The 14,292-nt window shown below is 60.3% G+C and carries 13 protein-coding genes; 4 read left to right on the top strand and 9 right to left on the bottom strand.

Features of this window, described 5'->3' with window-relative positions; all coding sequences use genetic code 11:
* Nucleotides 1-294: 294 nt before the first annotated feature.
* Nucleotides 295-1,224, top strand: a complete 930-nt coding sequence (locus tag ABH909_RS09865; protein ID WP_429432707.1) for an AraC family transcriptional regulator N-terminal domain-containing protein — start codon at nucleotides 295-297, stop codon at nucleotides 1,222-1,224.
* A gap of 153 nt (nucleotides 1,225-1,377) precedes the next feature.
* On the opposite strand, the gene ABH909_RS09860 is transcribed toward ABH909_RS09865, so the two are convergent.
* The 6 genes from ABH909_RS09860 to ABH909_RS09835 all read right to left on the bottom strand — a co-directional run bounded on the left by ABH909_RS09860 (nucleotide 1,378) and on the right by ABH909_RS09835 (nucleotide 8,804).
* Nucleotides 1,378-2,433, bottom strand: coding sequence for an ABC transporter ATP-binding protein (locus tag ABH909_RS09860; RefSeq protein WP_008069588.1), 1,056 nt, complete (start codon nucleotides 2,431-2,433; stop codon nucleotides 1,378-1,380).
* Nucleotides 2,434-2,450: 17 nt separating this feature from the next.
* Nucleotides 2,451-3,299: an ABC transporter permease gene (locus tag ABH909_RS09855; protein WP_429432705.1), complete on the bottom strand. Its 849-nt coding sequence runs from the start codon at nucleotides 3,297-3,299 to the stop codon at nucleotides 2,451-2,453.
* Nucleotides 3,296-4,204: an ABC transporter permease gene (locus ABH909_RS09850; RefSeq protein WP_007898367.1), complete on the bottom strand. Its 909-nt coding sequence runs from the start codon at nucleotides 4,202-4,204 to the stop codon at nucleotides 3,296-3,298. Before ABH909_RS09850 ends, ABH909_RS09855 begins: the two co-directional genes overlap by 4 nt.
* Nucleotides 4,205-4,399: 195 nt before the next feature.
* Nucleotides 4,400-5,503, bottom strand: coding sequence for an ABC transporter substrate-binding protein (locus ABH909_RS09845; RefSeq protein ID WP_008069577.1), 1,104 nt, complete (start codon nucleotides 5,501-5,503; stop codon nucleotides 4,400-4,402).
* Nucleotides 5,504-5,721: 218 nt separating this feature from the next.
* Nucleotides 5,722-7,170, bottom strand: coding sequence for an aldehyde dehydrogenase family protein (locus ABH909_RS09840; RefSeq protein ID WP_429432702.1), 1,449 nt, complete (start codon nucleotides 7,168-7,170; stop codon nucleotides 5,722-5,724).
* Nucleotides 7,167-8,804, bottom strand: a complete 1,638-nt coding sequence (locus tag ABH909_RS09835) for a 5-guanidino-2-oxopentanoate decarboxylase (protein WP_429432700.1) — start codon at nucleotides 8,802-8,804, stop codon at nucleotides 7,167-7,169. The genes ABH909_RS09840 and ABH909_RS09835 overlap by 4 nt, the downstream gene beginning before the upstream one ends.
* Nucleotides 8,805-8,963: 159 nt before the next feature.
* Between ABH909_RS09835 and ABH909_RS09830 the strand changes: the two genes are divergently transcribed.
* On the top strand, nucleotides 8,964-9,845 hold the full coding sequence (locus tag ABH909_RS09830) for a LysR substrate-binding domain-containing protein (protein ID WP_429432698.1): 882 nt from the start codon (nucleotides 8,964-8,966) through the stop codon (nucleotides 9,843-9,845).
* A 160-nt stretch (nucleotides 9,846-10,005) separates the two neighbouring features.
* Here ABH909_RS09830 and ABH909_RS09825 read toward each other — a convergent pair whose 3' ends face one another.
* Together ABH909_RS09825 and ABH909_RS09820 are read right to left on the bottom strand one after the other, a co-directional pair.
* Nucleotides 10,006-10,620, bottom strand: a complete 615-nt coding sequence (locus ABH909_RS09825) for an NAD(P)-dependent oxidoreductase (protein WP_429432696.1) — start codon at nucleotides 10,618-10,620, stop codon at nucleotides 10,006-10,008.
* 202 nt (nucleotides 10,621-10,822) lie between these two features.
* On the bottom strand, nucleotides 10,823-11,704 hold the full coding sequence (locus tag ABH909_RS09820) for an MBL fold metallo-hydrolase (protein ID WP_429432694.1): 882 nt from the start codon (nucleotides 11,702-11,704) through the stop codon (nucleotides 10,823-10,825).
* 221 nt (nucleotides 11,705-11,925) lie between these two features.
* Here ABH909_RS09820 and ABH909_RS09815 point away from each other — a divergent pair, with 221 nt between their 5' ends.
* On the top strand, nucleotides 11,926-12,831 hold the full coding sequence (locus ABH909_RS09815) for a LysR family transcriptional regulator (protein WP_429432692.1): 906 nt from the start codon (nucleotides 11,926-11,928) through the stop codon (nucleotides 12,829-12,831).
* A gap of 163 nt (nucleotides 12,832-12,994) precedes the next feature.
* Nucleotides 12,995-13,216 carry a hypothetical protein gene (locus tag ABH909_RS09810; protein ID WP_429440143.1) on the top strand — a complete coding sequence of 74 codons (222 nt, stop codon included), beginning with the start codon at nucleotides 12,995-12,997 and terminating at the stop codon, nucleotides 13,214-13,216.
* A 119-nt stretch (nucleotides 13,217-13,335) separates the two neighbouring features.
* On the opposite strand, the gene ABH909_RS09805 is transcribed toward ABH909_RS09810, so the two are convergent.
* The gene (locus tag ABH909_RS09805; RefSeq protein WP_429432690.1) at nucleotides 13,336-14,232 is read right to left on the bottom strand and encodes a helix-turn-helix domain-containing protein; all 897 of its coding nucleotides are present in this window, start codon (nucleotides 14,230-14,232) and stop codon (nucleotides 13,336-13,338) included.
* Nucleotides 14,233-14,292: the final 60 nt, after the last annotated feature.

The following is a 14,292-nucleotide window of genomic DNA, read 5'->3' as shown; positions in this document are numbered from 1 at the left end:
ACACCTGTAACAACCTGTAAAACCCGTCACACCACTGTCACACGAGCTTTGTGTAGGAGCTGCCGAAGGCTGCGATCTTTTGACTTCTGTTTTTAAGGTTTAGAGATCGCAGCCTTCGGCAGCTCCTACAGGGGGAGGTTTGCGTCAGCCGTTGCCCATCTGCGTCACGTCATGACGGGGCGATACATAAGCCCCGTGCAGAATCAGGCAAGCTTTTGGCAGGATGTGTCTACCGCTGTCACTTGCACAAATTTAAGCTCAGCCCATTACCAACGCATCACGAGGATGCCCAGCATGTCGTCGCTCGATCACTTTCAAGCCCCGCTGGATGCCGACATGGAAAAACAGCGTGCGGAACTGGCCGCCCTCATCCGCCGCAACACGATGGAGGATGGCACGTATGCCACCGCCGTCGGTTCACTGTTCATGTCGCGCCACAGTCAAAACCATGAATTTGCCCCGGTGCTGGCGCAACCGGCCCTGTGCATCATGGCCCAGGGGCGCAAGGAAGTGCGGCTGGCGGATGAATACTTCAATTACGACCCGCTGAATTACCTGGTGGTGTCGGTCTCGATGCCTTTGAGCGGGCGAGTGGTGAATGTCTCACCCGAAGAACCGATCCTCGCGGTGCGGCTGGACATCGACCCGGCAGAAATCAGCGCGCTGATTGCCGATGCCGGCCCCATCGGGGTTCCCACACGGCCCACCGGTCGCGGCCTGTATGTCGAGCAAATCGACACGGCAATGCTCGATGCCGTGCTGCGTCTGGCACGTTTGCTGGACACACCCAAAGACATCGCCATGCTGGCGCCGCTGATTCGTCGGGAGATTCTGTATCGGCTGTTGCGCAGCCAGCAGGGGCATCGGCTGTATGAGATTGCCATTGCCAACAGCCAGAGTCATCGCATCAGCCAGGCGATCAAATGGCTCAACGGCAATTATGAGCAACCGCTGCGCATCGATGATCTGGCGCGGGAAGTGAACCTGAGCGTATCGACGTTGCATCACCGGTTCAAGGCAATGACGGCGATGAGTCCGCTGCAATATCAGAAGCAGTTGCGCCTGCAAGAGGCGCGGCGGTTAATGCTGGCCGAAGGGCTGGAAGCTTCGGCGGCGGGTTATCGGGTGGGGTATGAAAGCCCTTCGCAGTTCAGCCGTGAGTACAGCCGATTGTTTGGCGCACCGCCGCTGCGGGATCTGGCGCGGTTGCGGTTGTCGGTTTGATCTGTCTTTTTCGGTGCGGCTGATGGCCCCTTCGCGAGCAAGCCCGCTCCCACATTGGATCTGCGGTGTTCACTTATTTTGTGTCCACCACAAATCCCCTGTGGGAGCGGGCTTGCTCGCGAAGGGGCCGGCAAAGGCGCCCCACCTCTAAAGTCAGGCGCTCAACACGCGGCAAGCCTCAGCCGGCAAGGTCACCGACACCGGATTGCCAATGCTCAACCCGACTCCCTGACACGGCGTGCTCAACGCGGTAAACGACACCCCGGAACACTCGACGGTGGTTTCAATCGTCGCCCCGATATCCCGTACAAACGTCACCTTCCCGAGCAGGCGATTGCCCGCCGTGGCCTGGGGTTGCGACAGTTGCAGATCTTCCGGGCGAATCAGCATTTTCACCTTCTCCCCCACCACAATGCTGCTGCAGATAGGCACTTGCAGCGCATCGCCACCGGGCAAGCTGACCTTGCCGTTGCCCAGCGCCGTGGCCGGAAAAATATTCCCCGAACCAATAAAGTCCGCGACAAATTCATTGGCCGGATGCCGGTAGATTTCAATCGGCGAGCCCACCTGCTGCACGCGATGCTCCCCCAGCACCACCACGATGTCGGCCATGGTCATGGCTTCGCGCTGGTCGTGGGTGACCATGATGGTGGTGATGTTCAAACGTTGTTGCAGCTGACGGATTTCCACCTGCATCGATTCGCGCAGCTTGGCGTCCAGCGCCGACAGCGGTTCGTCGAGCAGGAGGATTTTCGGCCGCGAGGCAATCGCCCGGGCAATCGCCACGCGCTGACGTTGCCCGCCAGAGAGTTTAGCCACCGGGCGATCAATCATCTCCTGCAGCTGAATCAGCTCCAGCAACTCCACCACCCGCGCCTGTTGATCCGCCTTGCTGACCCCGCGCAATTTCAGCGGATAAGCGATGTTCTCCCCCACCGTCATGTGCGGAAACAGCGCCAGCGATTGAAACACCATGCCGAAATTACGCTGATGCGCCGGCGTATGGCCGATGTCTTCGCCGTCCAGACGAATCTCGCCACCGGTCAGGGTTTCCAGCCCGGCGATCATCCGCAGCAAGGTGGTTTTGCCGCAGCCCGAAGGGCCGAGGAAACACACCAGTTTGCCCTCAGGCAAATGCAGGTTCACATCCTTTACCGCGCAGGCCGAGCCGTAATGTTTCTCGACGTTTTCCAGAATCAGACCAGTCATTTGAATCACCTCAAGAATCAGAACGAAACGCCGCCTTCGCCAACCAACTTTTCCAACGCCCAGATGAGCACGAAGTCGATCAGCACGATCAGCACGGCAAACGAGAAAACGGTAGGGTCGAGCGAAGACACGGTGCGGCTGTACATCCAGATCGGCACGGTCATGACGTCGATGGTGTAGAGGAAATAGGTCACGGTGAATTCGTTGAACGAGACGATGAACGCCAGCAGCATGCCCGCCAGAATCCCCGACTTCATCAGCGGCACCACCACATCGACAATCGCTCGAAGCGGTGAAGCGCCGAGCATCTGCGCGGCCTCTTCGACTTCGCTGCCGATGGAGAGCATCGCCGCTGTGCAGTTTTTCACCACGAACGGCAGCGCCAGAATCACATGGGCAATCACCAGCCGCGAGGTGGTGATGTGGAACGGCAGGCTGTCGAACACCAGCAGCAAGGCCAGGCCCAACACCACCATCGGGAACACCAGTGGCAGCGACATCAATTGCAGCGCCACAGCCTTGCCGCGGAACTCGCAACGGGTCAAGGCATAGGCCGCCGGCACCGCGATAATCGTGGCGAAAACCATGGTCAGGCAGGCCACCATCAGGCTGGTGGTCATGGCCTTGCCAAGGCTCAGCACATCGCTGGCGTCCGGCGACACGAAGGTGTTCCAGGCGGCTTCGTACCATTGCAGGCTATAACTGCTGGGCGGGAAATCGAGGTTCGATGCACCGCTGAACGACATGACGATCATGGTCAAAATCGGCAGCACCGCCAGCAGCAAAATGAAGCCTGACAGGATGCCGGCGAACTTGCCGGTATCGCCCGGCAGCAGCGAGTAGCGCTTCTTGATCAGGGTGCTCATTGGGAAGCCTCCAGCATGCGCCGACGACGGCCGGTGATGTATTCGGACAAGGTCATGATCGCCAGGGTGGTGACGATCAGTACCACACCGGCAGCAGACGCGGCGGGCCAGTTCATCAGCGGGGCGATCTGGTCATGCACCATCACCGCCAGCATCGGCACGCGTCGACCACCAAGCAGCAGCGGCACCACGAAGCTGCTGGCGTTGTAGGCGAACACCAGCGTCGCGCCGGTGATGATCCCCGGCAAACTCATCGGCAACACCACCTGGCGAAACACCTGCAAACGACTGGCGCCGAGGGTGGCAGCGGCTTCTTCGTAAGTGCGAGCGACGCCGCGCATGGCGCTGGCAATCGGCAGCACGGCCAACGGGAACGCGGTTTGCACCAGGCCCATCAACACGCCGTTCTGGTTGTAGAGCAGCATGATCGGGCGCTTGATCAGACCCAGGCCCATCAGCGCCTGATTGAGCATGCCGCCGGGGCCGAGGATCACCAGCCAGCCATAGCTTTGCAGCAGCAGGTTGACCAGCAAGGGCAGCAGCACCGCGGCGAGGAAGATCCGCCGCACAAACGGTGAAGTCAGCCGCGACATGGTGTAGGCGACCGGGATCGCCAGCAGCACCGCAATCACCGCGCTGATCAGCGCCAGGCGCAACGTCAGCAGCAACGACTTGAGGTAATAGGGTTCCAGCAATTGGGCGTAACTGGCCAGGCTGAAGCCGGACCACTCCGCACCTTTGGTGCCGACGCTCATGCGCAGCACCAAAAGGCTGGCGGCAATCAGCACGCCGAGAAACAGCATCGACGGCGAGAGAAAAAGCCACGCGCGCGCCGTCGGTGAGACACCCCGGTTGATGCGCACGGGTGCGGCGCTTACCGGGTGGGTCAGAGGTTGGTGTTCCATAGCAAGGGTCTCGTCAATGGAAAGCAGCTGAGCGAACACAACCTTCAAAACCACCGTGAACCCTGTGGGAGCGGGCTTGCTCGCGAAGAGGCCGTGTCAGTCGACATCAATGTTGAATGTCACACCGCATTCGCGAGCAAGCCCGCTCCCACATTGGATTTGTGGTGTCCCAGAAGGCTTGCGTACGCCACTCGATCAGGAAGAAAAGATTTCCGTGTAACGACGAATCCATTGGTCATGCACGGTGGCCAGGAAGGCGTTGTCGTGCATGATCGCCTTCTCGGCAATCTGCTCCGGCGTGAGGATGTACGGGCTCTTGCGCGCTTCGGCGGAGATGATTGCCTTGGCGTTGACCGGGCCGTTGTAGATGTCTTCGGCCATCTTGCCCTGCACCAGCGGGTCCAGAGAGTGGTTGATGAAGGCGTAGGCCAGGTCGATATCGCCCGGACGATTCTTCGGCATCACCGACAGCATCAGGTCGGTGTAAAAGCCTTCCTTCATACCGAACGTGGCGCCCAGACCGTAGGCCGGATCGCGAATCTGTTTCGGGAAAAACGCCGGCGCGTACAAGCCGCCCATGTCCAGGGAACCGGTGCGAAACAGCTCGGCGATCTGGTTCGGGTTTTCGCCCAGGGTCACGACGCGGTCTTTCAGCTCGGCGAGTTTCTTGAAGCCTGGCTCGATGTTGTGTTCGTCACCACCGGCCAGTTTGGCGGCGATGATGATCAGGTCCATGGCCTCGGTCCAGTTCGGCGGCGGCAGGAAAATGTTCGGCGACAGCTCGGCGTCCCACAGGGCGGCGTAGCTGTCCGGCGCTTCCTTGATGGTGCGGGTGCTGTAGACCAGGCTGTTACACCACAGCAGGTAACCGATGCCGTGACCGTTGGCGCCGGTGCGGTATTTTTCCGGCACGTCGATCAGGTTGGGAATGCGGTTGAGATCAGGTTTTTCCAGCAGGTTGGCGGCGGCCAGACCTTCGGCGCCGACGCCAGCCAGGGTGATGATGTCGTACTGCGGGCGATCACCGCCGGCCTTGAGTTTGGCGACCATTTCCGAGGTGCTTCCGGTGCGGTCGGCGATAACTTTGCAGCCGTACTTGGCTTCGAACGTCGCGGCGATATTGCGCAATGCTGCAAGGCCGGTGTCGTCGGACCACGTCAGTAAGCGCAGGGTTTTGCCCTGGAAGCGTGTGTCGCTGGCATTGGCCTTGATGAATGGCATGCTCATGGCCGCCGCAGCCACGGACGCCACGCCCACGGTTTTGATGAATTGACGTCTGTTCAGATCGTGCTCGCCCATGAAGGACTCCCTTTGTTTTTTTAAGTATGAGGTTGGTCGCAACCGTTGCATCCGCGCGGCCAGATCAGCTTGCAGTCCCCGGTTTCAAAGGACTTGAGCTTGACCTGCGGGTTCATCCTGAGGTCGTGCAAAACACCTGACTATCGATAAAAACTCATTGAAGCCATGACGCTGGCGCATGCCTCATCGCGAGGCATGCGTTCACCTTTTTCGTGCTGTCAGACGGCCCGAATCACGTGTTTTATTTCCTGGAAAGCCTGCAAACCCCACGGCCCCAATTCGCGGCCGATGCTGCTCTGTTTGTAGCCACCCCAGGCGGTCTGCGGGAAGATCACCTGCGGCGCGTTGATCCACACAAGCCCCGCCTGCAAAGCGTTGGCGACCCGATCGGCCGCGTCGGCGTCGCGCGTAACCACGCTGGCCACCAGGCCAAACTGGCTGTCGTTGGCCAGGGCAATCGCCTCGGCTTCAGAGGTGAAACTGCGCACGCAAATCACCGGGCCGAAAATCTCTTCGCACCACAGCGCACTGTCGAGGGGCACGTCGATGAAAAGAGTCGGCTGCAAAAAATAGCCGCGTGGCAGGTCCGCCGGGCGATTACCGCCGCAGATCAGCTTCGCGCCAGCGCTCAAACCGTGATCGATGTGGCCCAGCACACGTTGGTATTGCGCCTGATTGACCAGTGCGCCCATTTCCACGGTCGGGTCGAACGGGTCGGCCACGCGAATGGCTTCGGCGCGCCCTTTCAATCGCGCGACAAATTCTTCCGCCAGCTCATCGGCCACGAGCACGCGGCTGGTGGCGGAACACATTTGCCCGGCGTTGAAGAAGCCACCGCCACAGGCCACTTCCACGGCCAAGTCGATATCGGCATCGGCGAGTACCAGCAGCGAGGATTTGCCGCCCAGTTCCAGGCTCACGCCTTTCACCGTTTCCGCCGCTCGCTGCATCACCTGCACGCCCACCGCGTTACTGCCGGTGAAGGAAATCCTGGCGATGCGCGGATCCGCCGACAACGGCGCGCCAACCGCCAGGCCGGTGCCGCAGACCAGATTGAACACACCGTTTGGCAGACCGGCCTCGGCAATGATCGTCGCCAGCTCCAGCTCCGGCAGCGGCGTCACTTCCGACGGTTTAAGCACCACACAGCAACCGGCGGCCAGGGCCGGGGCGAGTTTCCAGGCGGTGGTGACCATCGGAAAATTCCACGGCACGATCAGCCCCACCACACCGCACGGTTCACGGCGCAAACGGGCGCTGAAATCATCGCTCGGCAACGCCACAGCGCTGTCTTGCTTGGCGTCCAGGCCTTCGGCCAGCTCGGCGTAATACTCGAAGGTGGCGATCACGTCGTCGACGTCGATGGCCGCTTCGAACAGCGGTTTGCCGTTGTTGCTCGACTGCAATTTCATCAACTGCTCGCGACTGGCCTGCACGCCCGCGGCGATTCTGCGCAGGATCGCCCCGCGCTCGGCGCCGGTAGTTTTCGACCATTGTTTGAAAGCGTTGGTCGCGGCCGTAACAGCCTGATCGACAGCCTGTGCATCGCCACCATTAACGGTGGTCAACAGGGCTTCGGTCGCCGGGTTGATCACGCGTAGATGTTCGCTACCGGCGGACCATTGGCCATTGATAAATAAGCCATCGAGAGTGGTAGGAAAACTCATTGCGACACCGCCTTCGTCCAGCGAGCCTGGTCAATTTCAATCAGGGTCGGGCCTTGACGATCGGTGGCGAGGCGCAACGCATCGCGCAATCCGTCCACACTACTGACCGCCTCGGCCGCACAGCCCAGGGCCTTGGCCACACCGATGAAATCGGGGGTGTAGATGTCCACGCCCACCGGCTCGATGGCGCGGTTGACCATGTATTTCTTGATCTCTTCGTAACCCTGGTTATTCCACAGCAGGACGATCACCGGGGTGCGGGCTTCAACCGCGCTGGCCAGTTCCGGCAAAGTGAATTGCAGGCCACCGTCGCCGATCAGGCACACCACCGGAGGGCGTGCGCCGCCTTCGACGCGGCCACCAAGCCAGGCGCCAATCGCCGCTGGCAAGGCGTAACCGAGGGTGCCGTAACCGGTGGACGAGTTGAACCAGCGTCGCGGGCGCTCCGGGTTGAATGTGAGGTTGCCGGTGTACACCGGTTGGGTCGAATCGCCGACGAATACTGCGCTCGGTAATTCATGCAAAACGGTTTCCAGGAAGCGAGTCTGGGCCAGTGTCGGGGCATCCCAGGATGCGGCCAATTCATCGCGCAAACGCGCGGCACGCACCTGGCCCCAATCGTTGCGACGCTCGGCCAGCGACTTGTGGGACAGCGCACTCAGCAAGGCCTGAGCGGCGTTGCGCGAGTCGGCCACCAACGCGACTGTCGGCGGGTAATTGCGCACGGTCTGGTCGGGGTCGATGTCCACGCGCAGCAGCACGCCGGGAATTTCGAAGCCGCCGGCGAAGGTGATGTCGTAATCGGTTTCGGCCAGTTCGGTGCCGATGGCCAATACCACGTCGGCCTCGGCGACCAGCGCGCGAGTGGCTACCAGGCTTTGGGTCGAACCGATCAGCAGCGGATGTCGGGACTCGAGCATGCCTTTGGCGTTGATGGTCAGGGCCACCGGTGCGTCCAGCAGTTCGGCCAGTTCGGTCAATTCGTCTGCCGCATCAATGGCGCCACCACCGGCGAGAATCAATGGGCGCCTGGCATCGGCCAGCAGGTCAGTCATGCGACTGATCGCACTGGGCGAAGCACCGGCGCGATCGATGTTCACCGGCACGCTGGCGAGCAAGTCATCAGCCTCTTCGACCAATACGTCCAACGGAATTTCGATGTGCACCGGACGCGGACGGCCAGCCTGGAACAGCGCGAAGGCGCGGGCCAACACGCCCGGCAATTCAGCCGCCGACATTAAGGTGTGAGAGAAGGCTGCCACGCCGCCGACCAGTGCGCTCTGGTTTGGCAGCTCATGCAGCTTGCCGCGACCGCCGCCCAATTGGCTGCGCGATTGCACGCTGGAAATCACCAGCATCGGGATCGAATCAGCGTAAGCCTGCCCCATGGCGGTGGTGATGTTGGTCATGCCAGGGCCGGTGATGATGAAGCACACGCCCGGTTTGCCGCTGGTGCGCGCATAACCGTCGGCCATGAAACCGGCGCCCTGTTCGTGACGCGGAGTGACGTGGTTGATGCTCGAACGGGCCAGCCCGCGATACAGCTCCACGGTGTGCACCCCGGGAATGCCGAACACCTGCTCGACCCCGTAGTCTTCGAGTAACTTGACCAATACTTCGCCGCACGTCGCCATGTCTTTGCCCTTTTTGTTCGTTTGAGACGCCGGGCCTGCGCAGTGTTTATGATGGGTTGGCAGGTCCAGGGATGGCCTCATTGGAACGGGCGACACGTAGCCGCAACAATGGATAAAAAGTCATACTAGCCATGTCCTCACGTCATACCTTGGATCCCAATGAAACGATTGCCTCCCCTGCCGGCGCTGCACACTTTTCTGATCACCGCGCAGTGCTGCAACTTCACCCGGGCCGCCGAACAACTGCACATCACCCAAGGCGCGGTGAGCCGGCAGATCGCCGGGCTGGAAGATCATCTGGGTTATGAGCTGTTCATTCGTCAGGCGCGAGGCTTGAGCCTGACCGCCGAAGGACGGGAGTGGCTGCCACGGGTGCAGCAGATTTTCGGCCTGATCGACGAGGCCGTGGAGCAGATCGGCGAGAAGCGTGAAACTCTGCAACTGAAAGCCCCGACCTGCGTGATGCGCTGGCTGTTACCGCGCCTCTTGCAGTGGCAAAAGGAGCGGCCGGATGTACCGGTGGAATTGACCACCACGGTGAAGCACGGCGTGGATTTCCATCGCGAGCAGTTCGATGCGGCGGTGATGTATGGCACGCCGCCGGACAACTCCCTGGCCTCCCAGCATCTGTTCGATGAGCAACTGACGCCGGTGTGTTCCCGACCGCTGCTTGAAGGGCCGATGGCTTTGCAGACACCGATCGATCTGCAACAGCACTTGCTGCTACACCCTACCCGCGATGAACGGGACTGGAACGCCTGGCTGAAAGCAGCGGATATTCGCCTGAGCAATGTCGGCAAGGGGCAGCATTTCGAAACCCTCGACCTGGCGATGTCAATGGCGTCCCAGGGAACAGGCGTGGCGATTGGCGATTGGTCGTTGATCGGCGATGACCTGAGTGCCGGACGGCTGGTCATGCCTTTTGATTTGAAGGTGAAAACCGGGTTGGCGTATTACCTGGTGTTCCCCGAGAAACCGGCGCCTTCGCCGAAGTTGCGTGAATTGATGGGGTGGTTGGTGGAGCAGGCTCAATCGCGTTGAACCGAACAACCGTGTAGGAGCTGGCGAAGCCTGCGATCTTTTGATCTGTAGGAGCTGGCGAAGCCTGCGATCTTTTGATCTTAGCGCCTTCAAAGTCGCCGAAAATCAAAGATCAAAAGATCGCAGCCTTCGGCAGCTCCTACATTAGGGTGTTCCGGAATTAGTACCCGACAGTAAACCGCTGCCGGGAATGTTTCGGTGTTTCCAGTTCATCAAGAAGCGCAATCGCGAAGTCAGCAAAGGTAATCCAGCTACGGCCCTGGGCATTCACCAGCAAGTCATCCTTGCCGCCCCGAAACGTACCCGTGCGCTCACCTTCGACAAACTCTGCCGACGGAGACAGGAAGGTCCAGTCCAGGTCCTGTTCCTGACGCAGGGTATTCAGGAACGCGGCACCGGCGCTGGCCTCGGCCTTGTATTCCTCGGGGAAGCCTTCGCTGTCGATCACCCGCGAGCCGTCCGGCAGCAACAGCGAGCCGGCACCGCCGACCACCAGCAGCCGTTTGACCCCGGCCTTCTTCACTGGCTCGATGATCGCGCTGGCGGGAATGGTGGAGAAATGCGCAGCGCTGATCACCGCATCATGCCCGGCCACGGCGGCTTGCAAGGCAGCGGCATCGAGCACGTCTACACTTTTGCTCACAACACCGGCTCGCGGAGCGATTTTCGAAGTGTTGCGGGCGATGGCGGTGACGCGGTGACCGCGACGCAAGGCTTCTTCCAACAGTTGGCTACCGGCACGACCGGTGGCACCGATGATTGCGAGGTTGCTCATGACGTTTCTCCAGTTGCGGTGATGTAGTTGTAGTGATTTGGCGATGCTCATTGTGGCGAGGGAGCTTGCTCCCGCTGGAGTGCGAAGCGCTCCCCTGCATTTCTTCAGGCTCACCGCATGCTCAGGTTTTACGACTGCTTCGCAGCCGAGCGGGAGCAAGCTCCCTCGCCACAAAGGCTTATTCAGTTTCAGCTGCGGCGGATTACCACTTCATCTCGCCCTTGGCGACTTTGGCGCTCAGCTCTAGCGAGCTTTCTTCACCCAGGGTCGGGTAGCGTTTTTTCATCGCGGCGATCAGTTCGGCAGCATCTTTCGCCTTGGCGGTTTCTTCGTCGAAAGCCTTGATGTAATCGGCGGTGAACGGCACCGCCGCCAGAGAGCGAGCGCTCTCGCCGAGGTAGTGACCTGGCACGATGGTGTTCGGCTTCAGCGCTTCAATCGTCTGCAGCGTCGTCAGCCAATCGGCATGGGACTGCGGGGTCTGGGTATCGGCCATCCACACGTGAATGTTTTCGGCGACGACCACGCCACCCACCACTGCCTTGATTGACGGGATCCACACAAAGCTGCGATCCGGCTGCTTGCCGTCCAGGCCGATCACCTGCAATTTCTGCCCTTCCAGCATCAGGCTGTCGCCCTTGAGCACCTGCGGCACGATGGTTTTGTTCGGCACGTCAGCGCCCATTTTCGGGCCCCAGAACGCCAGTTTGCCGTCGACGGTTTTTTTGATGTGATCAACAGTCGGTTGCGATGCCAGCACTTTGGCTTTCGGGAACGCCTGGGTCACGGTATCGAGGCCGAAGTAGTAATCCGGGTCACCGTGGCTGATGTAGATGGTGGTCAGTTGTTTGCCGCTGGCGCGGATTTTTTCCACCACTTGTTCGGCCTGGGCTTTGCCGAATTGCGCGTCCAGCAGAATCGCTTCCTTCTCGCCGCTGACCAGTACCGAGGTCACCGGGAAGATCGCGTTGGTGCCAGGGTTGTAGACGTCCAGCGTCAAGCTCGAGGCAGCCGCTGCATGGGCGGCGAAACCGAGGGTGGCGGTGGCCAGCAAAATACGTTTAAGCGAGGTGAAGCCGATCATCTGTTGCTCCGTTGTCGATGGCTAGGGTTGGCCGATGGCTCTGTAGGAGCTGACGAGTGAAACGAGGCTGCGATCTTGTGACTTTTCTTTTTAAAGGCAAGATCAAAAGATCGCAGCCTCGTTTCACTCGTCAGCTCCTACAGGGGACAGAGCTTAGTTGCCTGGTTCGATACAAAAAATGCGATGCTTGAACATAGTTTGTTTCTGAAAGCGGGCAAATCATGGATCGTCTACAAGCAATGCGGGTGTTCGTTACGGTGGTGGACCTGGGCAGCCAATCGGCCGCCGCCGATCATCTGGACCTGTCACGGCCGGTGGTTTCACGCTATCTGGCGGAGTTGGAGGATTGGGTCGGCGCGCGCCTGATGCACCGCACCACGCGCAAATTGAGCCTGACCGCCGCCGGCAGCGAGATCCTGCCCCGCTGTCGGCAAATGCTCGAGTTGTCCACCGACATGCAAGCCGCCGTCAGCGAGCCGGACGACGCACCGCGAGGCCTGCTGCGGATCAGCGTCAGCACCTCGTTCGGCCAGGCGCAACTGGCGGACGCCATGGCGGCGTACGTCAAACGTTACCCCGGCGTCAGCATTGATATGCAAATGCTCGACCGCACGGTGAATCTGGTGGATGAACGCATCGATCTGGCGATCCGCACCAGCAACGACCTGGACCCGAACCTGATCGCCCGGCGGCTCACGGTCTGCCGTTCAGTGATCTGCGCCTCCCCCGCGTACCTGCGCGAGCACCCGACACCGCAACGGGTCGAGGACCTGAGCCTGCACAACTGCCTGACCCACTCTTACTTCGGCAAGAGCCTCTGGCATTTCGAACAGGACGGCGAGCCCGTCTCGGTGCCGGTGCAGGGCAACATCAGCGCCAACGAAGCCAGCACACTGTTGCGCGCGACGATGGCCGGCGCCGGCGTGGTGATGCTGCCCAGTTATCTGGCCGGCGTGCATATCCACAGCGGCGAACTGATCCGCCTGCTGCCCCAGGCCGAGCCTCGGCAGCTGAACATCTATGCGGTGTATGCCTCACGCAAGCACATGCCGGCGGCGTTGCGCAGCATGCTGGATTTTCTGGTGCTCAGATTTCCGGAAGAACCGGCGTGGGATGCAGCTCTTTAAAGATCAAAAGATCGCAGGTTCGCCAGCTCCTACAAAAGCTCGACGTAGACCCTGTAGGAGCTGCCGAAGGCTGCGATCTTTTGATCTTGAGGGGCGGCGAGAAGATCAAGATCAAAAGATCGCAGCCTTCGGCAGCTCCTACACAACTCACCCGCGCTGACCTATGCTCAAAGCAGTACCGAAAGGTATTCGTTCAGAGGTCAACGCCATGAACATCAAAACAAGAAGATACCTCGCCATTTTTATCACTTGTGTGGCGACGCTGGCGCTGTATGGCACAGCCGCCTGGCGTGTCGAGCAGTTGCGACAACAGCCCCGTGACTTTGCGAGCTGCAACTTCGAGCGCTGCATTCCCCACAACGCGACCCTCAACGCCCTCCGGTGACGATCACACCTGTGGCGAGGGAGCTTGCTCCCGCTGGGCTGCGAAGCGGCCCCCCTTATCCCCAAAAAGAATGGGACTGCTGCGCAGTCCAACGGGAGCAAGCTCTCTCGCCACAAGGTTCAGGCGTCGTTGTCCTGATCGGCCTTCAAACGATCGCGAAAGGCTTTGGGCGAAATTCCCACGCGACGCCTGAACAGGCGTGTGAAGTTGGTCGGATCGGAAAACCCCAGCACGTCGGACATTTCATAAATGGTCATGCTGGTGTAGGTCAGCAAGCGCTTGGCCTCCAGCAATTGACGCTCGTGCATGATCTGCAACGCCGGTTGCCCCGCCAGTTCACGGCACGTGCCGTTGAGGTGGGACACGGAAATCCCCAGCCGATGAGCCAGGTCTTCGACCTTGACGTGCTGTCGATAGGTTTCTTCCACCAGCTGAATAAAGCCGTTGAGGTATTCCCGGGCTCGCTGCGGACGCTGGGTGGCGGTTTGGCGCTGAATCACCTGGCGGCTGATCCACACCATAATCACGCTGACCAGCGAATGCATGAGCATTTCCCGCGCCGGTTGATGGCCGATGTACTCGCTTTGCAGCGCCGAAAACAGGCTGTTGAGGTACTCGCTGTCCTTGCCCGCCGGGTAGCTTTCGGCCTGTGCCAGGGCGTTCACCGAATTGCCCAGTTGTGCTTGCAGGTGGGCGATCAGCGGCGCGGCCAGCGTGACGACGAAACCTTCGACGTCCTCGGAAAACCGATAACCATGCACCGATAACGGTGGCAGAACCAGGATTGCCGGCTCGGTCAGTTGTGAACGCTTGCCTTCGATTTCAAGCTCTGCCTGACCTTTGAAAACGAAGAGCAACTGACACAAATCCGCGTGGCGGTGGGGTTTGATTTCCCACTGATGTTCGCGGCTGCGCTTGGAAATGGTTTCACAATGCAATAAGTCGGGGGTCGGCCAGTCCAGGCTTTCACCGTAGAGTTTGAACACCGGAATCGATGGCAGGTCAGGCTTGTTCATCACTTCAATCCAGGCCTCGAGGGTAACGGGGCGATAATCGCACCGATTGGCAGAATGTAC

The sequence above is a fragment of the Pseudomonas sp. BS3782 TE3695 genome (genome assembly GCF_050435305.1).
Taxonomy (GTDB): Bacteria; Pseudomonadota; Gammaproteobacteria; order Pseudomonadales; family Pseudomonadaceae; genus Aquipseudomonas.
Note: the sequence above shows the minus strand (reverse complement) of the source record. Positions and strands in the feature narration are given on the sequence as shown.